Raw genomic sequence first — 21,403 nt, 5'->3', positions numbered from 1 at the left:
CCGTTACATCAGACGGCTCACACACAGCGGGTCAGGTCAAAATCCGATGCGCCGGTTCAGGACATTCCCATGTAGCGGGCTGCCAGCGCCACCACCGGAGCACCCGTTGGACTGTCGTGCTGCCAGTCTCCGGCTTCAACACCACTGCCGGCAATATCCACATGCACATAAGGCAAAGGTTGATCTGTGTTGCGATCATGGTGCAACAAGCCGGAGGCTATGCTCAAAAACGCCATTGGAAACTGATGCCCACGTGCGGTTGTGGCAGACGGACCATTGTTAGACGACAACACATCATCGGCTTTAGTACGTGGGCGCACAAAGTCAAAATCTTCTCGTCGTGAGCGCGAGACTTCACCGGGATCGCCCCAGATATCCCCGATTTTGCTGAGTTTATCTGAGCATTGATGAGCACTGGCGGCCCCATTTTCTACGTACGCGGTATAGGGGCCATAGGTGCGTGCCGCGTGGCCGGTCAGGGTTGCCACCGAAAACAGGGTGGGGTCCAGTGCATCTTTAGCCTCTTCGCGCAGGTGAGAGAGCAAATCGGCCAGCACCAATCGGCCTTCTGCATCGGTGTTACCTATTCGAACCCGCACGCCAGCATGACTGGTAATGATTTCATCTGCCACAAAGGCATCGGAGCCAATACTGTTACGCACCGCACCGATTTCTGCCACCACACGAAGGCCTTTTGGCTGATAACGAGCCAGGCATTGCATAAAGCCAGCAACCGCTGCCGCACCGCCTTTATCCCGGCTCATCCCTGCCATGTGCCCGTCGGTTTTAAGATCGGCGCCGCCCGTATCATAGGTAATGCCCTTACCGGCAAAAAACAAATTCTGCTGAATCTCACCCTCACCGGTATATTCAAGGCGAATCACTCTGGGCTGATGACGCGGCACATGCACAGAACACCGCCCCACCGCATGCAATAACGGATAATCCCGGCGCAGCTGTGCATCGTCGCTGATCACTTCAACCTTGACCTTACTGCCGCTAAACGCCTGTTCACAATAATCAGCAAAACGAGGTGGCGCCATACGCTCCGGCTCTGTGCCGCATAAGTCACGGGCCAGTCGGCGCCCGGCTTCCACCGACTCCAGCCAGCGCATATCCAGTTGACCTTTGGCGTACAGACCGATACTTTGCAGCGGCTCAATCTCGTCTTCGCCCAGTGCTTCACGCGCTTCTAAGGGCTGCCACAATGCCTGGCAGGCGCCCAGATAGGCCACTTCCAGGGCATGGGCATAATCCTCGTTTTGCGGCAGTCCGGATACCAGCATCAAGGGGTTACGGGCACCAGCATCGCGGGCCATGACGATGGCCTTTTTGGCAGCATCACTAATGCGGCGGACATCATCAAAGCCCCTTTCCAGCTCACCTGTGGGGGCGTATACCAGTCGTCCACCGGCAATCCCACTGGCAATCAGCAACATACACTGATTACCTACACGAGCATCAATACGCTCATGGGCATCGATGGTTTCTTTTAAACTCAGGTTATTCAGGTGCTGGTGATCAGGCGCAATCAGGATGACCGCATCCCAGTCGCTACCTGTGGCGATGGCTTTATCAAGATTAGATTCATTTTTTGCCTGGGGAAATGCCATAGAGAGCCTCTTGTTGAAGGCCGCCGGATAACAGATACTCACATCCGCGGCGATGTCGATAGGCCCCTATTCTGCCCCTAAGCACTCCGGCACTCAAGGGAGGGCAGCGCCAGGTTCAATTGCTGGCTGTCAGCTTCTGTTGGCAGCGCCACACTCACGCCCACCAGCCGGATGCCTCTGCCTTGCTGGCGACTCAGGGCCTGATGCAACAAAGGAACAAACGCCTCTTTGTCCAGCCGGTGCTGACGATGCTCGGCGGTGGTCTGTACAAAATCAGCAAACTTAATCTTTATGCCCTGGCTCTGAATCGCCAGATTTTCCTGACAGCTTTGAAGACGTTGGTGCAATTTTCCGTACAGGGTTTCCACCACCTCCCAGCACTGCTCGAAACTATGCACATCCTCCGGCAAGGTCACCTCTGCTCCGACCGATTTGCGCTGACGTGTTGCATTAACCCGGCGCTCATCCTGGCCATGAGCACGCTGCCACAGTGCCAGCCCAAATTTTCCAAAGCGCCTGACCAGCTTATCAAATGGATAAGCTCGCACATCCGCACAGGTAAACAGTCCCATCCCCTGCAATTTCTCCCAGGTGACTTTACCGACACCGGGAATCGCCCTGAGCTCCAGAGCACTGACAAACCCATCCAGTTGCTCAGGTGTCACCGTAAACAGGCCATCGGGTTTGTTCATGTCGCTGGCAATTTTTGCCACAAACTTACACGGCGCTACACCCGCCGAGGCGGTAAGACCGGTCTCCTCAACAATGGCGCGACGAATATCCTCAGCAATGAGTGTTGCGCTGCCATGAAACAAGTCGCTATCGGTCACATCCAGATAGGCCTCGTCCAGAGACAACGGTTCAATCTGATCTGTGTAGCGGGAAAAGATCTCGCGAATGCGCCGGGACTCCTCCACATAGCGCGCCATACGCCCTTTTACCAACTTAAGATGCGGGCAGCGTTTAAGAGCCTGGGCGGTGGACATGGCGGAGTGAATGCCGTATTTACGGGCGGGATAATTGCAAGTGGCGATAACACCGCGTCGCTCTGCGCTGCCACCAATAGCCAGGGGAATGTCGCGCCACTGAGGGTGATCACGCATCTCCACCGCGGCGAAAAAACAGTCCATATCGATGTGGATAAGCTTGGCCATAACAGGCAGGGACACCAAAAACTGTATTAATATACAGTTATTTTGCGCCAAGCACAGGAAATGTCAAGACACTGGACCTAGGCAGCTTAATCCGAGCTGTTCACTTTATTGCGGCCCGACTCTTTGGCCTGATAAAGAGCCTGGTCAGCCTTACTGATCCAAGCCATATGTTCCTGATAGTCTGGTCTCAGCTGTGCGATACCAAGACTGACCGTCACGTTTAGCTCAAGTCCTTCGTGCCGGATGACTGTCGCCTCGGTGATCTTCCTGATGCGCTCTGCCACCTGTCGGGCAGAATTAGCATCGGTGTCAGGCAACACAATGGCAAACTCTTCGCCCCCGTAGCGGCCGGGAATATCCGTCTCACGTACAGAGTCTTTGATGATAGCCGCCAGTGTTTTGATCACTTCGTCACCGGCAGGATGACCGTAATTGTCATTAACTGACTTGAAATGATCGATATCCAGCATTAACAAAGAGGCTTGTCCCTGACTACGCTGGTAACGTTTGAATTCCAGCTGACAGCTTTCTTCCCAGAATCGACGGTTATACAGACCGGTCAGCCCGTCTACACGACTGATTTGCTGTAGCTTGTCATTCGCCAGATTCAGCTGCTGTTTACTGATCACCTCATCGGTAACGTCGTACACCATAATGCACAGGTGCTTAACCTTGCCATCGGGCGCCATTAGCGGGAACAGGGTGATGTTCTGATACATCACCTCACTGGCACTGGTGACGGGCCGGTGGCTGGCAAATTTGAACAGGTAGGGACGCTGCTCCCAGATCAAAAAAGCGGGGCTGTTGAGCTCAAAAACGGGACGGGTCTTCCGCTGGAACCACTGTTTGTCAATTTCAGGGAAAAAGTCGAACAAGGGTTGATTGCGGATCTTACTGGGCAGGATACCGCTGTGATTATGCATAAACTCGTTCCAGGTTTTCACCCGGTAGTCAGTATCCAACACCACGATCCCCACCTCAATGGAGCCGAGCAGATTCAATTGCCAGTGCATCGCCTCCAGTTCGGCCTGCTCTGAGGTTTCTCTAACCATGGCTCACCTCGCTGTGGGCTACCAGCTTATCAAACATCATATCCATGGACGCCTGAGGCAACAGCAGCAACAAATCAAAGTGAATATCATGTTGTTCGATGGAGTAACCAATTTCCACCGCGACAATGCGACTCCAGCGAGAGACGTTGGTTTCCAGCAATTTTTCCAGGTCACAATGACGCCCAAGAATCATCGGATGACTGCGACTAAAACTCAAATCCAGTTGCTGGGAGAGGGCGTTAACACAGGCACCAATAAGGATATTCGACACATCCATCAGCGCTTCCACTTCGAGTCTCTCGGCATCTTCGCGGGAAGGGTATTTGAGCAGTTTCACCATGCTGGCAAAATCCGTGTCGTTAAAGATCACCAATGCTTCGCCATTGATGCCGGTACTGACAAACCCCTGCGACACAGCAGAAACGTGGGCCTTTTGCTGGATCTCAGCAATGGCCATACGTAATTCATTGGTTTCTATCTCATTGACATTAGGAATGGGCAGGTTGATAAACACATCGAGCAATTGCGCCAGCTTTTCACCGGCCTGCCCCATGGCCACATTCGCCATCTCCCGATAGACATCCAGTCGATCAATTTTCTCGCCCTGCGCGGCCTCGCGCAGCTCACCGCCCCCACTTTTACCACTATACAGCCCGTACTGACGTAACAGCTCAATTAACTTGTCACTGTCAATGGGTTTGGCGATGAAATCCAACGCCCCCATGGCCAGCATACGTTCCCGGGCCTGAGGCTGTACATCGCCAGACACCACAATCACCAGGGTGGGCAGATCCCGTGAACGGATCTGCTCCATGGTCTCGTAGCCGTCCATGACCGGCATGTTGAGATCCAGAAACATTACATCCGCCAGACCTTGCTGAATAAACTCCAGGGCCTGCTTGCCGTGCTCAGCAAAATGGATTTCCACATCCCAGCCTTTGGGAATCGAACGCGCCATCTGCCTTCTGGCAAACCCAGAATCATCGCAGATCAGCACGTTCATCGTCATCGCTAAATCGCCACCGGCGCTTTGATATGAGGATGGGCCTGGTAGTTAACCAGTTCGAAGTCATCAATAGTGAAGTCAAAAATGTCTTTCACCTGAGGATTCAGTTTCATCTGCGGGGAGGCGAAGGGCGTGCGTTGTAATTGCGTTTTTGCCTGCTCCAGATGATTGACATACAGATGCGCATCACCAAAGGTGTGCACGAAGTCACCAGGCTGCAAATCGCAGACCTGTGCCACCATCAGCGTCAACAGAGCATAACTGGCAATATTAAATGGCACACCCAAAAAGATGTCGCCGCTGCGCTGATACAGCTGGCAAGACAATTTGCCGTCCAGTACATAGAACTGAAACAGGGTATGACAGGGAGGCAATGCCTGACGCCCCATGGCGGCATTTTCCTTCGGAGAATACTGCGTATCCGGCAACACGGAAGGGTTCCAAGCACTCACGATCAGGCGCCGAGAATCGGGATTGGTCTTTATCTGTTCAACCACTTGCGCTATTTGGTCCACTACTTCACCATCACCGCTTTGCCAGCTGCGCCATTGCTTACCATATACAGGGCCCAGCTCACCGTCATCGGTCGCCCACTCGTCCCAGATACTGACCTTGTTTTCCTTGAGGTAGGCGATATTCGTCTCTCCCTTTAGAAACCATAGCAGCTCATGGATGATAGAGCGAAGATGACATTTTTTCGTGGTCACCAACGGAAAGCCCTCAGACAGGTCAAAACGCATCTGATAACCAAACACACTGAGGGTGCCGGTTCCGGTTCTGTCCTCTTTTTTAACACCATTTTCCAGCACATGGCGCATCAATTTAAGGTATTGCTGCATGGTTATTTCTTACTCTTGCTTGGTTGCCCTGCCTGCGGCTTGCGATAGGCCATGATCATCATCACTAACCCTATCAGAATCATTGGCAAGGACAACAGTTGTCCTTGTGACATCAGACCATTGTATAGCCCGATATGCGCATCAGGTTCACGATAAAATTCGACAATAAAGCGGAAGCTGCCATAGCCTATGAGGAACAAACCTGACACGGCCCCCAGCGGTCGACGTTGGGCAGAGAACCACCACAACAATACAAACAGCACCACACCTTCGAGGAAAAACTCATAAAGCTGGGAGGGATGGCGGGGCAAAGGTCCGGCTCCGGGAAACAGCACCGCCCAGGGCACGTCAGTGGTACGTCCCCACAATTCGGCATTGATAAAGTTTCCGATACGACCAGCGCCGAGCCCTACTGGCACCAGCGGTGCAATGAAATCGCCCACTTCCAGCAGACGGTTACCCTGCTTTCTGGCGAACCACCATAAACCGACGATGACACCCAGTAACCCGCCATGGAAGGACATTCCCCCGGTCCAGATTTTAAACAGATACAGGGGATCCTCGACAAAGTGTTCAAACTGATAGAAAAACACATACCCCAGACGGCCGCCAATAATGACCCCAAGGAAGCCCAGAAACATCAAATCACTAAGCTGTTCTTTACTCCATGAGGTGTGAGACAAACGCCGGTTTGCCAGCCACCAGGCGGCAACAAACCCCACCAGATACATGACCCCATACCAGTGCACCGATACCGGTCCGATGCTAAAGATAACCGGATCAATGGCCGGGAACTGCAAATACTCTGTCATTCAATCATCCACCTAGTCGATATTCAAAGTGCCGCCAAGAGCCTGTATCGGCCTTGTTTGAAGGATCTCAGCTAAAAAACATGCGCAAGCTTACTAGAATCAGAAAGCCAGCGAAAATTTTCTTTAAGGTCTGCGTCGGCAAACGGTGACTGAGCCGGGCCCCCCAGTTAGCACTGAGCATTGAGGCACTGACGATCGCCAGTAACGCCGGCACAAACACATATCCCAGACTTCCCTTAGGCAAGTCGGGGTTATTCCAGCCAGCAAGCATAAAACTGGCTGTTCCGAAGAGCGCGATGATCATGCCACAGGCGGCAGCACAGCCAATAGCAACCTTCATCGAGACTCGGAACCACACCAGTGCCGGCACCAGCAAGGCGCCGCCGCCAATACCCAGCAACGCAGAAATACTGCCTGTCACCGCCCCGATACCCAGCAGTCGCGGGCGATTGAGTGTCGATTGAGACGTGCGGTTTTTGCCAAATGCCATACGCAGTGCCAGCACCATCACCAGCGTAGCAAAGGTATTTTTCAGCATCTGTGCCGGCATAAAAGCGGCTAACTGTGCCCCGCCGATGGCGCCCAGAGCAATACCGATAGAACATAAGGCAAAGATACGCATGTCCACGTTGCCCAGTCGCCAGTGAGTCAACGATGACGAAAATCCGGTAAAGATAATGGTGGACAATGACGTGGCCACTGCCATGGGCATAACAATGTCTATGCTCATGGCCATTTTTGCCTGTAATAAATACATCAGTGCAGGAACAATGATCAGTCCTCCACCAATTCCTAAAAGGCCCGCCATCAAACCGGCGATTAAGCCGAGAAATACACAGCTGATAACCAGAAACAACAAAGGTTCCAATTGCTTTACTCTTGTTCGTCGTTAGATTTGGCGCGGTATCGTTACTTACCGGCCCTGACCAGACCACCCAGACCCAGTGCTTCCAGATGGCGGTTTACCCGCTCCCGAACCTGACTGGGATGTTCCATTTCCAGTACTTCGTCGAGCAACACTTTGGCATCTTCCAGAGACACCTTGCGAATCACCCATTTGATTTTACTGAGGTTGAAGCCACTCATACTCAGTTTGCGATAGCCCATGGCCAACAACAGAATGGCTCCTCCGGGCTCGCCGGCCATCTCTCCGCACAGGGTTACCGGCGTTTTTAATTCGGCGGAGGCTTCAACAATCTGTTTAAGCGCCTTGAGCACGGCCGGATGATAGCTGTCATATAAATCGGCAACCCTCGGGTTATTGCGATCCACCGCCAGCAAATACTGCGTCAGATCATTACTGCCAATGGAGAAAAAATCGACCTTGCTGGCCAATTGTGGAAGCTGATAAATCACCGCCGGAACTTCCAGCATGACCCCCACCTCAGGCATTTTTAAGGCTTGTCCTTCAGCCTGGGCCTCCTCGGCCACTTCGTAATACGCCTGCCGAATAAGTCGCCGCGCTTCACTTACCTCATTAATGGTGGTGATCATGGGCAACATAATTTTAAGGTTGTCCAGCCCAAGACTGGCCCGCAGCATGGCCCGTAACTGCACCAGAAAAATCTCGGGGTGGTCCAGTGTCAGGCGGATACCACGCCATCCCAAAAAGGGGTTCTCCTCAGCGACGGGGAAATAGGGTAAGGGTTTGTCGCCACCGACATCCAGCGTACGCATGGTAATGGTTTTACCCGGCGTCGCTGCCAGCATAGCTCGGTACATCTGACACTGTTCATGCTCAGAGGGGAAGCGTTCACGCATCATAAAGGGGATCTCTGTGCGGTACAGCCCGACACCGTCGCCCACCTCACCGTATATAGACTCTAATTCCGCCGATAGCCCGGCATTGATGTACAGTTTAATTCGACAGCCATCACGGGTTTCCGCGGGTTTATCAGCCTCTTCGCGCACTGCATCATAAAGTTCATTTTCTTCATCCACCAGGTTCTGGAATTCCTGACGGATATTCATACTGGGTGACACGATCACTTCACCCGAATAGCCATCCAGAAGAATGTCCTTACCACTGAGCAGCGACACTGGTACATCTGACAGGCCCATAACAGCCGGAACACCCATTGCCCTGGCCAGTATCGCGGCATGAGAGTTGTTCGACCCCCTGACCGAAATAATGGCCTGAAGTTTTTCGCGGGGGAACTCGGCAAGCATTGAGGCGGTGACTTCCTCGGCAACCAGAACCGCCTGATCCGGCACCAGAGTCTGTAATTTGGTGGTGCTTAGCAAATGCCCCAGTACCCTGTTACCAAGGTCTTCCACATCAACGGCACGTTCCTGCATGTAGGGGTCATCCATGCCACGGAACTTATTGACGTAATGCTCAACCACCATCTTCAGGGATGAGGCTGCATCCCAGCCACTCTTAATTTTCGCTTCCACCTCATGACCAAGGCTGTTGGCGTCGAGCAGGCTGTGATACAGCTGAAAAATCGCCAGCACATCCTCTGGCACCGCATCCGCCATGCTCTCGGATAGCCTGCTGACTTCCTTGCGGGTTCTGATCACCGCATGACGATAGCGCTCAATCTGCTTTTGCGGCTTGTCAGAGCGTCGCAACATATGACTGCGCAGGCTGTGTTTGATGTTAGGAACATGGCCGACACCAATGGCCAGACCGGCTGAGCCCGGAATGCCTTTAAGCGACTTTTGCCAGCGAGACTTATCTGCACCATCAGTGAGACTCAGTGCGCCGCGCGCCTCGGCATGGGCAATTTCCAGCGCCATCTGCGCTGCCAGGGTAACCAGAAAGGCTTCTTCGTCTTCGCTGAAACGCCGTTTCTTTTGTTGTTGGATGGTCATCACACCGAGGACTTTGCGTTGGTGAATAATGGGTGTCCCCATAAACGCATGATAGGTTTCTTCTTTAACCTCGGGATAGTGTTTAAAGCGTGGGTGAGACTGAGCGTCTTCGATATTAATCGGCTCTTCACGCTGGCCGATAAGACCAATCAGCCCCTCGGAAAAACCAATAGACACCTTGCCAATGGCTTCTTTGGAGAGGCCTTCAGTGGCCATCAGCAAGAAATGCTGGTGTTCATAGCTGGCCAGGTAAATAGAACAGCAATCCACCTGCATGGCGCTCTTTACCCGACTCGCCAGACAGGTCAGCGCCTCATCCAGATCCTGGATCTGATTGACTTCCTGAACGATGCGCTTGAGTTGGGTGAGCATGGTGTAGTCCTAATTCCTGCGTCGACGTTTTGGTCGCTGTCCCGCGGGCCTGGTTTGCACCGGCATGGCAATGGAGACAAATTCCTTCATCACGCGGCGATATACATCGCGTTTGAAAGACACCACGTTACGTACAGGATACCAGTAGCTTACCCAGCGCCAGCCATCAAATTCAGGGTGACCGGACTGTAAGACATCTACGTCTTCTTCTTTACAGGTAAGCCTGAGCAGAAACCATTTTTGTTTCTGCCCGATACACACAGGATCCGTCCCCTGGCGTATCAGCCTCTTCGGCAATTTGTATCTGACCCAGTTTTTGGTTACCCCGAGTATTTCCACATCCTGTGGCTTGAGCCCCACTTCCTCATGAAGCTCCCGATACATTGCCTGCTCTGCAGTTTCACCTTGATCTATTCCGCCTTGTGGAAACTGCCATGAATGCTGGCCATAGCGCCTTGCCCAAAATACTTGCCCTATCCTGTTGCAAATCACTATGCCGACATTCGCGCGGAATCCTTCGGCATCAATCACTTAGACTCCCGAGCATTAGTTCTTTTATAGTAATGCATTCTTCCATAAACTAGGCCTCTTTCAAAGCGAATTCAGCCACTAATTGCACGGTAGCAGGCAGTATAAGGCGCTGGCCACCTTATCGATGGAGCAGGTAAATGAAAAGCAGACACTGGAATCTCATCTTCGCTGGCAGTGCCCTTTTCTATCTGTTTAGCTTGCACCTTCGCAGCTATCCCCTTGATTTTCTGTTTAAAGCCATACCGGTGATGTGGCTGATGCTACTGGTAGTCCGCAACGCCGATAGCAATAAATATCTGCTGCTTAGCGCACTTGCCTGTTCGGCGGCCGGCGATATGTTACTGGCGTTACCCTTCGCTCAGAGCTTTATCCTCGGACTGATCGCGTTTTTGCTGGTGCAGTTGCTCTACAGCGTTAATTTCTGGCGTTTTGGTCACTGGCAAGCCTGGAAAGTGGCCCCCCTGCTCATTGCGCTTGGTACTGCTGCGCTGTTCTTCTGGCAATTACAGCCTGTACTTGGGGACATGCTGTGGCCTGTCGTGCTGTACATGTTGGCGCTGTGCACTATGGTCAGTTCCGCGATTATCGCCAGTAAGGGGCGTCCCTGGCTGCTCGTCGGCGCCTTCAGTTTTCTGATTTCCGACGCCTTACTGGCCTGGGGTTACTTTGTCGAAGCGGCTCCCTGGCAGGCGTTTGCAGTGATGTTGAGCTATTATCTGGCGCAGTTCTGCCTGGTCAATGGGGCGCTGAGGATCACGGCACAGGAGTCTGATTGACATGCATCCACCGGCATCTGCACCAAAAAGTATCGATATATTGCTGCAACGGGCACGGAACCTGGCAGGACTGACGCTGGGAGAGCTGGCCGACATGGCTGGTGTGCAGACCCCAGACAACCTGCAACGCCACAAGGGCTGGAGTGGGCAATTACTGGAAACCTGGCTGGGTGCAGAGGCCGGCTCAAAGCCTCAACAGGACTTTCCTGAACTTGGCGTGGAGCTGAAAACCCTGCCCATCAACGAGTGCGGCGCGCCGCTGGAAACCACCTATGTCTGCTATGCCCATCTGACCAACATCGCCGGTATTGACTGGTTAAGTTCGAATGTGCGCAACAAGCTGCGATGTGTGTGCTGGCTCCCCATATTGGCCAGCCGACATATTCCGCCGGTAGACCGTCAGGTGGGCAATGCTTTTATCTGGCAGCCTGATGAGTCACAGGACAGAGCGCTGCGCCAGGACTGGGAGGAGATCATGGAGCGTATTGCATTGGGTAAGATTGAGTCGATTACCGCCCGTCATGGCGAAGTCCTGCAATTACGTCCCAAGGCCGCCGATGGCAGTGCGCTCACTGATGCGATCGGCGAGCAGGGACAGCGCATCCGTACCCGTCCGCGCGGCTTTTATCTGAAGAAACCCTTTACTCAACAGATTCTGAATCAGGCGTTTAATGATGTTTAAACCCAAACACTCCGGCTGGCTGTTCGCCTTTATAATGAGTGGTTTCATGGCCTTTTGCATGTCTGGCATTCTCACCATAATTAATCTGGGTCTGGTGGAAAACTTTATCTGGTTATGGCTGCGAGCCTACGTGCTGGCACACCTTTGCGCCTTTCCGCTGGTAATGTTGTTCGCACCTTTCAGCCGCCGCATTGTAGAGTGGCTGGTCAAATAGTTATCAGTTTTCAGATAATTATCCTGCTTGACGCTCAGTGATGATGTCACTTTTCAACAGAGACTGAAAACGGATATCTGCCAACTGACAACCTGAACGATTAGTCCATCTCACCTTTTCGATACGGCAGCTCTTCATCCATTTTTTCCAACTTGTGGGTCATCTGCATCGGTGAACCGGTATGCCTGGCCAGCCAATAGTAGGCCGTGGGCACCACAAAAAGGGTCATAAAGGTGGCGACAATGACCCCGGCAAAGATCACCATTCCAATGACCATACGGCTTTCCGATCCCGGGCCAGTCGCCAGTACCAGAGGCAGAGAACTGAATACCGTGGTAAAGCCCGTCATCACAATAGGACGCAAGCGTTGTTTGGCCGCCCGCTTCAGTGCCTCCTCAAACTCCATCCCCACATCTCTGAGCTGATTGGCAAATTCGACGATCAGGATGCCGTTTTTCGCCGCGAGTCCAATCAGCATGATCAAACCAATCTGGCTATAGATATTGATAGACTGGCCACTGAGATACAGGCCAATAAAAGCGCCTAACAAGGCCAGCGGTACGGTCAGCATGATCACAAACGGGTGCACCCAGCTTTCGAATTGCGCGGCCAGCACCAGATAGGTTACCGCCAGCGCCAGCGCAAAAATGAAAATCACCGAATTGCCTGATTCCTGCAACAGTTGTGATTCACCCTTGTAGTCGACGGCAATAGCATCTGAAACCTGTTCATCAACAATCTGATTCAGATAATCCAGTGCTTCGCCCAGGGTATAGCCATCCGCCAGATTCGCGCTGATGGTAATGGCGCGCATACGGTTATAACGGTTTAACGTAGAGGACGTGGCCTGCTCTTCAAAGGTGAGAAGATTATCCAGCGGAATCAGCTGCCCGGAGCGCTGAGAACGTACATACAGATTATCAATGCTCTGGGGACTGCGATAATCGGCTTTACGTCCTTCCATGATCACATAATATTCCTGTCCGCGATCCAGATACGTGGATACCCGGCGCTGTCCCAGCATGGTTTCCAGTGTGCGTCCGATATCGCCCACCGACACACCCAGGTCGGCGGCGCGCTCTTTATCAATGTTTACCAGAATCTGCGGCCAGGTTTCCTTATAATCGCTATCGAGCCGGACCAATCCGGGATTCTCAGCAGCCTTTTCCATGACAATGTCACGGGCACGCACCAGCTCTTCGTAGGTATTTCCTTTGAGTACAAACTGCACAGGACGTCCAAGACCACCGCCGCCCAAACTGCTGCGCATAATAGCAAAGGCACGTACATCCGGAATGGTGGTCAGCTTGCCACTGATTTCATTCATCAGCTCGAAGGTGGAACGTTTGCGCTCATCCCAGGGTACGGCACCGACAATGGCAATCCCTGCGGAGCCCCCCCAGCCTGGTGTTCTTACCAGCACCCGGTCTACCTCGTCCTGACCAATATAAGGCAGCAGAATATCTTCTATTTTCTTCAGATTGCGGCTATTACTCTCAAAACTGGCGCCTTCCGCTGACTGCATAATGATGAAGAAGTTACCCCTGTCTTCTTTGGGTACAAACTCGGTGGGCACCTCTTTGGACAGACCATATAACGCCACCACGCTGGCCACAATCAGTAATGCGGTTACCCAGGGCTGATGCAGGTTCTTATCAAGAGACTGATAATAGCTGTTTTCGAGCCGGGTAAAGCCCCGGTCCATGGCTTTGCCAAAACGACTGCTACGCTCGCGTTTCTCCAGAATGCGCGAACACAGCATGGGAGATAACGTCAGTGCGGTGAAGCTGGAAAAAGCCACTGCCGCGGCAATAGCCACAGCAAACTCGGTGAACAAGCGGCCAATATTGCCCTCAAGAAATATCAGTGGCAGGAAGACGGCAATCAGTACCAGCGTGGTGGCAATAACGGCAAAGCCGACTTCCCGTGCGCCGCGATAAGCAGCCAGTAAAGGTGGCTCACCCATTTCAATGCGCCAGTAGATATTTTCCAGCACCACAATGGTGTCATCCACCACCAGACCAATCGCCAACACCAGCGCCAGTAAGGTCAGCAGGTTCATGGAAAAGTCCAGCATGTACAGCACCATAAAGGCCGACACCAGAGCAACGGGCACGGTCACCGCAGGGATCAGGGTGGCTTTGACGTTGCCCAGAAAGAGGTAGATGACTACCACCACCATCACCATGGCGATAGCCAGCGTGTTGTAGACCTCATTGATGGACTCTTCAATAAACACCGATGAGTCATAACTGGGAACAATGAAAATATTGGGCGGCAAGTTGCGTTCTACATCCTTGATGGCTTCCCGTGCCGCGCGGGCGACATCCAGCGTATTTGCCTTGGACTGCTTGACGATGCCCAGTCCAATCATATTCACACCGTCACCACGGAACTCGGTTTTGTCGTCTTCTGCGGCCAGCTCGACCTCAGCCACCTCGCCAAGCCGCACCAGGTATCCATCTTCTCCGGCCTTTATGGCTAACCGTGAAAAGTCATCAGGATCGAGGAAAGAGCGTGCCACACGCACCTCGAAATCACGATCTGCAGACTCGATTTCACCGGCTGGCAGTTCGACATTCTCTGAACGAATGACCTGCTCGATGTCGTTGACGGTCACATTGCGAGCCGCCATGGCATTACGATCCAGCCAGACTTTCATGGCATAGGTGCGCCCGCCGCCAATTCTGACCCGGGCTACGCCGTCCGCCACCGCCAGACGATCCACCACATAACGATCCGCATAGTCGGTCAGCTCCATCACCGACATGTTGTCGCTGCGCAGGTTATACCAGACCACCACATCTTCATCCGAGTCAGATTTAAATACTTCAGGGGGTTCGGCCTGCGCCGGCAAATTATTAAGTGCCCGGCTGACTCTCTCACGCACGTCATTGGCTGCTGCGTCAATGTCCCGATAGAGCTGGAATTCGATGCTGATGGAAGAGCGACCGTTTCGACTGCTGGAATTGATGTTTTTGATACCCTCAATGCCACTGATACGATCTTCCAGCAGCTGGGTAATACGGGTTTCGATAATGGACGCAGAGGCCCCCGGATAATTGGTGTTAATGGACACCACCGGAGTTTCCACATCCGGATACTCGCGCAGCGATAACTTGCTGATGGCCACAATGCCAAAGACAATCAACAGCAAGTTGACCACAGTGGCAAAAACCGGACGCTTAACAGACAGATCCGATAACAACATAATTAGCGCTCCAGCACGTTAACCGGCGTGCCGTCGCCAAGTTTCAATGAGCCTTCTACGACCACCTTTTCGCCTTCCTGCAACCCGGAGATGACCTGCACCAGCCCCGGCTTACGCCGGCCAATTTTCACTTCCCGACGCTGCGCTTTGTTGTCCTCGCCGACTACGAAAACAAACTGTTTGTCCTGAATCGGGATCAAGGCACTTTCTGATAACACCAGGGTATTGAGCACCTGTTTTTGCAGTTGAATTTGCAACAACATCCCCGGACGTAACCGAAGTTCGGGATTATCCACCAGCGCGCGCACCTGAACAGAGCGCGTGACCGGATCGAGACGGGAGTCCATACTGATGATTTCGCCGCGAAATACCTCGCCGGGATAGGCAACCGTCGTCGCATCCACCTGCAGACCGTTGCTGACATCCGGCAAATGGCGCTCAGCAACACTGAAGTCTACTTTTACCTGACTCAAATCGTCTAAGGTGGTAATCACATCGCCGGGGCGCACCAGTGCCCCCTGACTGACCCGACGAATGCCCAGCTTGCCCGAAAACGGGGCACGAATTTCAAGCTCTGCCAATTGCGACCTGGCCACTTCAAGTTGCGCTTTCAGAGCATTAACACGGGCTTCCTGCTCATCCAGCAATTGTGCCGACGTGGCATTTTCCCGCGCCAGGTTAGTAATGCGTTGTAGCTGCCTTTTGGCTTCCTGCAGATTGATTTGCAGCTCGCTGACCCGGGCGCGCTCTTCTCGGTCATTGAGTTGTACCAACAACTGGCCTTTTTCCACCATGTCGCCATCATCAAAGCCAATAGTAGCCACCACTTCGCTTTGCTGCGCCGTAATCTGCACCGCCTCATTAGCATTAGCGGTACCCAGTGCTTCCACGATCACCGCAAAATCCTGTTGGGTAACCTCTTCAACCTTCACCGGTACCGCACGCATCTGCCGCGAGGGCTGAGCTTGCTGTGGTTGAAGGTACAGATACAGGGTCACCGCGACCACGAGGAGCAATAAAATAAGAACCGGTGAAAGACTAAATTTTTTTGCCATCTGGCCATATGCCTTTTGTTATTGGTGTTGATATTCGTAATGATTGAGGCGACGACATGAATGCGCACAGTTTCGCTATGTGCACGTGCTAGCCTGCTATCGGCTGTTGTACTACTATAGGCGCCAAATTCCCCTAGTGTACGAAACATAGTGCAATCAAGATTACTTTTGGGTATCTCTGTGCTGCTTGCTTCCTGCAGTGTTGAACCGCCGGCCACGCCCATGTGTCGGGTTGACGCCGCGCAGCGGGAGAGTACCGCCGGTGCCGCTGCCTGCCTAATTAAAATCGACAAATGGCTGATAACAACGGCTAACCGACATTCAGAGAAGTTCGATCTGCCCGGCGGCAACGCCGCGGACTCGGAAACAGCTCAGTGCAGTGCACACAGAAATACTTGGGAGCAAACCGGTTTTAACGTCGAAGTGGGGGCTTACCTTGGGCAAACCGAGACAGGGCTGCGCGTCTATGATTGCCGATTACCGCCTGCTTTTACCGCAGAGCTTAAATCTTATCCGGTACCTGACTGGGTGAACGCCGAGATCAGCGCCATCAGACTCCATAACCCCTATGAGCTCGAGCATCATGACTGGCAACGGGGCGATGAACTGGTCAACGTCAGAGACTGGTTTAATCAGGTCGCAAACTAAGACGGGGGGTGTTGCAGGTTACACTGAAACAAACAGCAGGTTTGCATTCAGCTCGCCACGGCGGGTCTAACACTGAAGGCCTGGCAATGGGATAAATAGGTTATCTCAGAGAGATTTAAGCCTGATTTCAGTGTTAAACCCACACTTTTGATAATCTGTTAATGATAAAAACAGGACGTCAGTACTTTTTTCACTGCACTATTGTGTAACCAATTGTTTCAAATGGAATAATATTCTTATTCTGCTTGCAGACCAGTCCGCCTCAAGCGTACACGAATTGAACAACTTAAAAATCATCTCTGTCTTTCTGGCTTCACAAAGCCATTTTTTTCTGTTTAATCATCAGGTTAAACAAGGTAATGGCTTGAGCCTCCTGAAAAGTGGCATTTAAGCCTCATCACCGTGTTTATTGCCGTCCCGGGTGGCAAACCATAACGTCATAAACTCTTCCGTAATTTTTTGCTCAATATCAATGGCTTGCTCAGTGGGACAAAAGATAGTGATACGGGTTTCGGTATCCCCGAGATTATTGGTGGTGATACGGATAGCCGGATCGGGGCCGGAAATGTTCACATCCAGACGTTTCTCAATCAGGTTATTGTACCGCAGCGCCACATCGTGAAAGTGTTCGCAGTAGTCTCTGGCCTTGTTAAGCAGCGTCTGTTTGAACTCAAACACGTTAACACTTTGGTCACGGGTGAGGGTAAATGAATGGGTCGAGTAGCGCTTCAGGAAGTTGAGATTTTTTACCGGTTTGGTGATCAACAGGTTGTTTGGCACATTCAATGTCTTGCCGGAATACTCGTAGGTTTCCATATGAACCTCGAGTAACGTCAGGCTCAACCAGTCTGACTCGATCACTTCACCATAATGTTCCCCTACCTGAATCCAGTCTCCCACCCGGAACATACGGGCACTGGTCACATAAATAAACCCGGTGAAACACTGTATGTACTCACGCATTGCCAGCACAATGGCGACCATAAACGCGGCAATAGAAAAGGCCAGGGTTTGCACTTCTGCAGACCACAGCACCAGAATCAGCACCACCAGCAACATATTGGCCACATTCTTGATGGCATTGACCGCAGGGCGCTTATCTTCATCCCGTTTCTTCGCCCGCCTGCGCACCAGCCTGACGATCAGCCGCTTGATACCGAGCATCACAAACAGCAGCAACAAGGTGGTAACCAGCTTGTGGGTCAGCATAAAGGTGAAGATTTTATCCAGCCAGTATTCCAATGGTATTCCTTGTGATTTACAGCGTCTGAAAGAAAACGGGGCATATCATCCTGACTGAACCAGGGTTTTGCAATACCTGATGTGTATTTTCCCAGGTGTATTGGGTGTCAGGGCTGATACAACGGTAGTGCCTGCAACCTCTGCTCAATGATCGCCACCTGTTGCCGGTAGGCAGGACTGTCTACCACACCGAAACGTCGGGAGAAGGTCTCTTTATCCATGCCCTCAGGAAGATCCAGAACCTGAGGAAAATACACCTTCGCATCGTCCGCCTCAGCCAGGCGTTGCTGGACTATTACTGCGTTGTCGGGATCAAGCGCGGCCTCGGCAAGACGTATACTAGCCATATCTGCCGCCAGGTCCACAAAACTGTAACCGCTGCCTCCCTCACCTCTGTCCATCAGTTCTTTAAACTCGCCTATGGCAATACTGACCCCCTGATCGGAAAGCAGCTTGATGGCCGCCGAGTAGATGAAGTGCAGATGCAGATCCGTGCGTCCCGCAAGGACAATATTTTCGGTGTGCCCGCGACGAGGCAGAGCCTCAAGCCCTACCAGGCGGGCAAAGTGCCGGTTGCCGGAAAAAATTGCCAGGGCCAGCAGCGCGCTTTCATTCTCTTGCGCTGCGATTCCGTCCTTGCTGCGCCTGAGTACCTCGGCAAACAGCGGTTGCAAATAGTAATGCAAGGATACGGTGCGTTCTGCAACGGCAGGCTGACTTTGCAAATAATTCAGGTAATAGCTGACTCTGGCACGTTTTTGTTGTTCATCCTCTGAGAGTTCGCTGGGGGGCAACTCGCGCATTTGCTGTAGCAGGTCTGAAAAAGCGGCCACGCGCACCGCCACAGCCTGGCGGCTAATCTCAACCTCCTGTACTCTGTTCATAAACTCACTGGCAATGGGGGCCTGTAGCTTCCAGTCCACGATTTTCGCCAGCAACCACAACATGCCGTTGCCGGGTAGCTGCAGCTTACCCAGCTGTAAACGCCCTACCACCAGACCCGACCCGGCGTTCACGTCCATATGCAGATTCAGGTAGAATCCACTGAATGGAAGCTCGTAGCTGACCGCCAGCATGGCCACCGTATTACTCAGGTTAACCTGACTACGCAGCCCCGGCCTCGCGCGTTGTAACACCCCAGCCAGACTGTCTAGCTGTTGTGCGCTGACCGTCAGCACCTGAGGATGCTCGCTGAGCAAATAGGCATTACGAAGCTGAGGCAGGAGTTCCACGACCGAGTCGGCTTCTTCAATCTGTGCAGCGCTGCCAGCCTTGACCAGAGGTCGCGTCTCAAGGGTCAGTGCCAGAATCAGCAGGATTGCGCATAGCAGCACCAGCAGTACTGCAAAACCCAGTCGCGACAATCCTTTAACAAACTTCATAGTATTCCTGTGGCTCAGATATCGGCCAGATTACCTTTACTTTCAAGCCAGTTCTTGCGATCCGATGCCCGTTTTTTGGCCAGCAACATGTCCATTAATTCCATGGTGCTGATGTCATCATCCACCGTCAGCTGAACCAGGCGACGGGTATTGGGATCCATGGTGGTTTCCCGCAATTGTATAGGGTTCATTTCACCCAGCCCCTTAAAGCGCTGCACGTTCACTTTTCCACGCTTCTTCTCGGCTTCGATACGATCGAGAATCCCCTGTTTTTCACCCTCATCCAGGGCGTAATAGACCTCTTTGCCCACATCGATCCTGAACAGCGGTGGCATGGCGACATACACGTGTCCCTGATTGACCAGCGTGCGGAAATGACGCACGAACAGGGCGCACAGCAAGGTGGCGATATGCAGTCCGTCAGAATCGGCATCCGCCAGAATGCAGATTTTGTGGTAACGCAGACCAGACAGGTCCTCTGAGTCAGGATCGATTCCGAGCGCCACAGAAATGTCGTGAATTTCGTTTGAGCCCAGCACCTGAGAGGATTCCACTTCCCAGGTATTGAGTATCTTGCCTCTTAGCGGCATGACTGCCTGAAATTCTCTGTCACGGGCCTGTTTAGCCGAGCCTCCGGCCGAGTCCCCTTCCACCAGGAACAGCTCAGAACGATTGTTGTCCTGCGTGGTACAGTCTGTCAGTTTTCCTGGTAAAGCCGGACCCTGCGTTACTTTTTTACGTTCAATTTTTTTGTTCTGACGCAGGCGTTTCTGGGCATGACTGATACACAGTTGCGCCAGTTGTTCCGCCACTTCGGTATGCTGGTTCAACCATAAACTGAACGCATCCTTCACCACCCCGGAAACAAAGGCTGAGGCCTGACGTGAGGACAGACGCTCTTTGGTCTGGCCGGCAAACTGCGGATCCTGCATCTTGGTGGAGAGAATATAACTGCAACGATCCCAGATATCTTCCGGGGTCAGTTTCACCCCTCTTGGCAGCAGATTGCGGAATTCACAGAATTCACGCATGGATTCCAACAGTCCCTGTCTGAGGCCATTCACATGAGTGCCACCTTGTGTGGTGGGGATCAGATTGACATAACTTTCCGTGATCAGCTCTCCCCCCTCTGGCAGCCAGATCACCGCCCAGTCAGCGGCTTCATGGTTACCGGAAAACGCACCAACAAAAGGCGCATCTTCTGGCATGCAGGGGTATGACTTGACCGACTGATACAAATAGTCTTTGAGACCGTCTTCGAAGAACCACTCATGGGACTCTTTGCTGACTTTATCTTCAAAACGAATACGCAGGCCAGGACACAATACGGCTTTGGCCCTCAGCACATGCAATAACTTGGTGACAGAGAATTTAGGCGAGTCAAAGTATTCCGGATCAGGCCAGAATCGGACCCGGGTGCCGGTATTGCGCTTGCCGCAACTGTCCACCACCTCAAGTTCCTGACTCTTGTCGCCGTTTTCGAAGGCCATCAGATAGACCTGGGCATCACGGCGGATAGTCACTTCAACCCGTTTAGACAGGGCATTTACCACTGACAGCCCGACCCCGTGCAACCCACCGGAGTACTGATAGTTTTTGTTGGAGAACTTACCCCCGGCATGCAGTTTGGTCATGATCAGCTCAACCCCGCTGATACCATGTTCAGGATGAATATCCACCGGCATGCCTCGCCCGTCATCAATCACTTCCAGTGACTGATCTTCATGCAAGGTCACGCGGATATCCGTGGCATGGCCAGCCAGCGCCTCATCCACACTGTTATCGATCACTTCCTGGCTGAGATGGTTAGGTCGGGTGGTATCGGTATACATTCCTGGGCGGCGTTTTACCGGCTCCAGACCACTCAGGACTTCAATGGCTTGTGCGTTATAACTTTGATTGGACATGCTGATTCATCTTGTTAAGAGCGTTATTATTGTTGTGTCGCTACCCAAAGGCACCAGATAATCTAAGAACATACACCGCCTGGCTGACAA

18 protein-coding genes are annotated in these 21,403 nt (G+C 52.6%); 4 read left to right on the top strand and 14 right to left on the bottom strand.

Annotation, left to right across the window (positions count from 1 at the left end):
* Positions 1–56 precede the first annotated feature (56 nt).
* The 9 genes from CCY32_RS10870 to rppH form a co-directional block, all read right to left on the bottom strand.
* Complete coding sequence (locus CCY32_RS10870; protein WP_088330650.1) at positions 57–1,613, bottom strand: leucyl aminopeptidase family protein; 1,557 nt, start codon at positions 1,611–1,613, stop codon at positions 57–59.
* A gap of 77 nt (positions 1,614–1,690) precedes the next feature.
* Positions 1,691–2,767 carry a DNA polymerase IV gene (gene dinB, locus CCY32_RS10865; protein ID WP_088330677.1) on the bottom strand — a complete coding sequence of 359 codons (1,077 nt, stop codon included), beginning with the start codon at positions 2,765–2,767 and terminating at the stop codon, positions 1,691–1,693.
* 86 nt (positions 2,768–2,853) lie between these two features.
* Positions 2,854–3,819 (bottom strand): sensor domain-containing diguanylate cyclase, encoded by a 966-nt coding sequence (locus CCY32_RS10860; protein WP_088330649.1) that lies wholly within the window; start codon positions 3,817–3,819, stop codon positions 2,854–2,856.
* Positions 3,812–4,828: a response regulator gene (locus CCY32_RS10855; RefSeq protein ID WP_088330648.1), complete on the bottom strand. Its 1,017-nt coding sequence runs from the start codon at positions 4,826–4,828 to the stop codon at positions 3,812–3,814. The genes CCY32_RS10860 and CCY32_RS10855 overlap by 8 nt, the downstream gene beginning before the upstream one ends.
* A gap of 2 nt (positions 4,829–4,830) precedes the next feature.
* A complete protein-coding gene (locus tag CCY32_RS10850; protein ID WP_088330647.1) occupies positions 4,831–5,664 on the bottom strand; it encodes a thymidylate synthase in 834 nt (277 codons plus the stop codon).
* Between the two features lie 2 nt (positions 5,665–5,666).
* Positions 5,667–6,476, bottom strand: a complete 810-nt coding sequence (lgt, locus tag CCY32_RS10845; protein ID WP_088330646.1) for a prolipoprotein diacylglyceryl transferase — start codon at positions 6,474–6,476, stop codon at positions 5,667–5,669.
* Positions 6,477–6,543: 67 nt separating this feature from the next.
* Positions 6,544–7,344: a sulfite exporter TauE/SafE family protein gene (locus tag CCY32_RS10840; RefSeq protein WP_088330645.1), complete on the bottom strand. Its 801-nt coding sequence runs from the start codon at positions 7,342–7,344 to the stop codon at positions 6,544–6,546.
* A gap of 41 nt (positions 7,345–7,385) precedes the next feature.
* A complete protein-coding gene (gene ptsP / locus CCY32_RS10835) occupies positions 7,386–9,665 on the bottom strand; it encodes a phosphoenolpyruvate--protein phosphotransferase (protein WP_088330644.1) in 2,280 nt (759 codons plus the stop codon).
* 9 nt (positions 9,666–9,674) lie between these two features.
* The gene (rppH, locus tag CCY32_RS10830; RefSeq protein ID WP_088330643.1) at positions 9,675–10,196 is read right to left on the bottom strand and encodes an RNA pyrophosphohydrolase; all 522 of its coding nucleotides are present in this window, start codon (positions 10,194–10,196) and stop codon (positions 9,675–9,677) included.
* A 137-nt stretch (positions 10,197–10,333) separates the two neighbouring features.
* Here rppH and CCY32_RS10825 point away from each other — a divergent pair, with 137 nt between their 5' ends.
* Genes CCY32_RS10825 through CCY32_RS10815 form a run of 3 tightly spaced genes read left to right on the top strand, consistent with a single transcriptional unit; the run spans position 10,334 to position 11,868 of the window.
* On the top strand, positions 10,334–10,972 hold the full coding sequence (locus CCY32_RS10825) for a lysoplasmalogenase (RefSeq protein WP_088330642.1): 639 nt from the start codon (positions 10,334–10,336) through the stop codon (positions 10,970–10,972).
* A 1-nt stretch (position 10,973) separates the two neighbouring features.
* Positions 10,974–11,654: a DNA mismatch repair endonuclease MutH gene (mutH, locus tag CCY32_RS10820; RefSeq protein ID WP_088330641.1), complete on the top strand. Its 681-nt coding sequence runs from the start codon at positions 10,974–10,976 to the stop codon at positions 11,652–11,654.
* The gene (locus tag CCY32_RS10815; RefSeq protein ID WP_210401730.1) at positions 11,644–11,868 is read left to right on the top strand and encodes a DUF2798 domain-containing protein; all 225 of its coding nucleotides are present in this window, start codon (positions 11,644–11,646) and stop codon (positions 11,866–11,868) included. Before mutH ends, CCY32_RS10815 begins: the two co-directional genes overlap by 11 nt.
* 100 nt (positions 11,869–11,968) lie before the next feature.
* Here the strand turns inward: CCY32_RS10815 and CCY32_RS10810 are convergent, their stop codons facing one another.
* Together CCY32_RS10810 and CCY32_RS10805 are read right to left on the bottom strand one after the other, a co-directional pair.
* Positions 11,969–15,079, bottom strand: a complete 3,111-nt coding sequence (locus tag CCY32_RS10810) for an efflux RND transporter permease subunit (protein ID WP_088330639.1) — start codon at positions 15,077–15,079, stop codon at positions 11,969–11,971.
* 2 nt (positions 15,080–15,081) lie between these two features.
* Positions 15,082–16,134 (bottom strand): efflux RND transporter periplasmic adaptor subunit, encoded by a 1,053-nt coding sequence (locus CCY32_RS10805; protein WP_088330638.1) that lies wholly within the window; start codon positions 16,132–16,134, stop codon positions 15,082–15,084.
* Positions 16,135–16,284: 150 nt separating this feature from the next.
* On the opposite strand from CCY32_RS10805, the gene CCY32_RS10800 reads away from it, so the two are divergent.
* Complete coding sequence (locus CCY32_RS10800) at positions 16,285–16,782, top strand: NUDIX hydrolase (RefSeq protein WP_141096221.1); 498 nt, start codon at positions 16,285–16,287, stop codon at positions 16,780–16,782.
* Between the two features lie 387 nt (positions 16,783–17,169).
* On the opposite strand, the gene CCY32_RS10795 is transcribed toward CCY32_RS10800, so the two are convergent.
* The 3 genes from CCY32_RS10795 to parE form a co-directional block, all read right to left on the bottom strand.
* Entirely contained in the window at positions 17,170–18,024 is an 855-nt protein-coding gene (locus CCY32_RS10795) for a mechanosensitive ion channel family protein (protein WP_246840591.1), read from the bottom strand.
* A gap of 107 nt (positions 18,025–18,131) precedes the next feature.
* Positions 18,132–19,406: a hypothetical protein gene (locus tag CCY32_RS10790; protein ID WP_088330636.1), complete on the bottom strand. Its 1,275-nt coding sequence runs from the start codon at positions 19,404–19,406 to the stop codon at positions 18,132–18,134.
* Positions 19,407–19,420: 14 nt separating this feature from the next.
* A complete protein-coding gene (parE, locus tag CCY32_RS10785; RefSeq protein WP_088330635.1) occupies positions 19,421–21,313 on the bottom strand; it encodes a DNA topoisomerase IV subunit B in 1,893 nt (630 codons plus the stop codon).
* Between the last annotated feature and the right edge of the window lie 90 nt (positions 21,314–21,403).

This window comes from Lacimicrobium sp. SS2-24 (assembly GCF_002201535.1).
Classification (GTDB): Bacteria; Pseudomonadota; Gammaproteobacteria; order Enterobacterales; family Alteromonadaceae; genus Lacimicrobium.
The sequence above is the reverse complement of the archived record's forward strand: the minus strand, read 5'-3'. Positions and strand labels throughout refer to the sequence as shown.

Coding starts and splice junctions, on each gene's coding strand:
- dinB (WP_088330677.1), bottom strand. CDS start 2,767: ATGGCCAAGCTTATCCACATCGATATGGACTGTTTTTTCGCCGCGGTG.
- parE (WP_088330635.1), bottom strand. CDS start 21,313: ATGTCCAATCAAAGTTATAACGCACAAGCCATTGAAGTCCTGAGTGGT.
- lgt (WP_088330646.1), bottom strand. CDS start 6,476: ATGACAGAGTATTTGCAGTTCCCGGCCATTGATCCGGTTATCTTTAGC.
- CCY32_RS10825 (WP_088330642.1), top strand. CDS start 10,334: ATGAAAAGCAGACACTGGAATCTCATCTTCGCTGGCAGTGCCCTTTTC.
- CCY32_RS10860 (WP_088330649.1), bottom strand. CDS start 3,819: ATGGTTAGAGAAACCTCAGAGCAGGCCGAACTGGAGGCGATGCACTGG.
- CCY32_RS10790 (WP_088330636.1), bottom strand. CDS start 19,406: ATGAAGTTTGTTAAAGGATTGTCGCGACTGGGTTTTGCAGTACTGCTG.
- CCY32_RS10810 (WP_088330639.1), bottom strand. CDS start 15,079: ATGTTGTTATCGGATCTGTCTGTTAAGCGTCCGGTTTTTGCCACTGTG.
- CCY32_RS10870 (WP_088330650.1), bottom strand. CDS start 1,613: ATGGCATTTCCCCAGGCAAAAAATGAATCTAATCTTGATAAAGCCATC.
- CCY32_RS10815 (WP_210401730.1), top strand. CDS start 11,644: ATGATGTTTAAACCCAAACACTCCGGCTGGCTGTTCGCCTTTATAATG.
- mutH (WP_088330641.1), top strand. CDS start 10,974: ATGCATCCACCGGCATCTGCACCAAAAAGTATCGATATATTGCTGCAA.
- CCY32_RS10805 (WP_088330638.1), bottom strand. CDS start 16,134: ATGGCAAAAAAATTTAGTCTTTCACCGGTTCTTATTTTATTGCTCCTC.
- CCY32_RS10850 (WP_088330647.1), bottom strand. CDS start 5,664: ATGCAGCAATACCTTAAATTGATGCGCCATGTGCTGGAAAATGGTGTT.
- CCY32_RS10855 (WP_088330648.1), bottom strand. CDS start 4,828: ATGACGATGAACGTGCTGATCTGCGATGATTCTGGGTTTGCCAGAAGG.
- ptsP (WP_088330644.1), bottom strand. CDS start 9,665: ATGCTCACCCAACTCAAGCGCATCGTTCAGGAAGTCAATCAGATCCAG.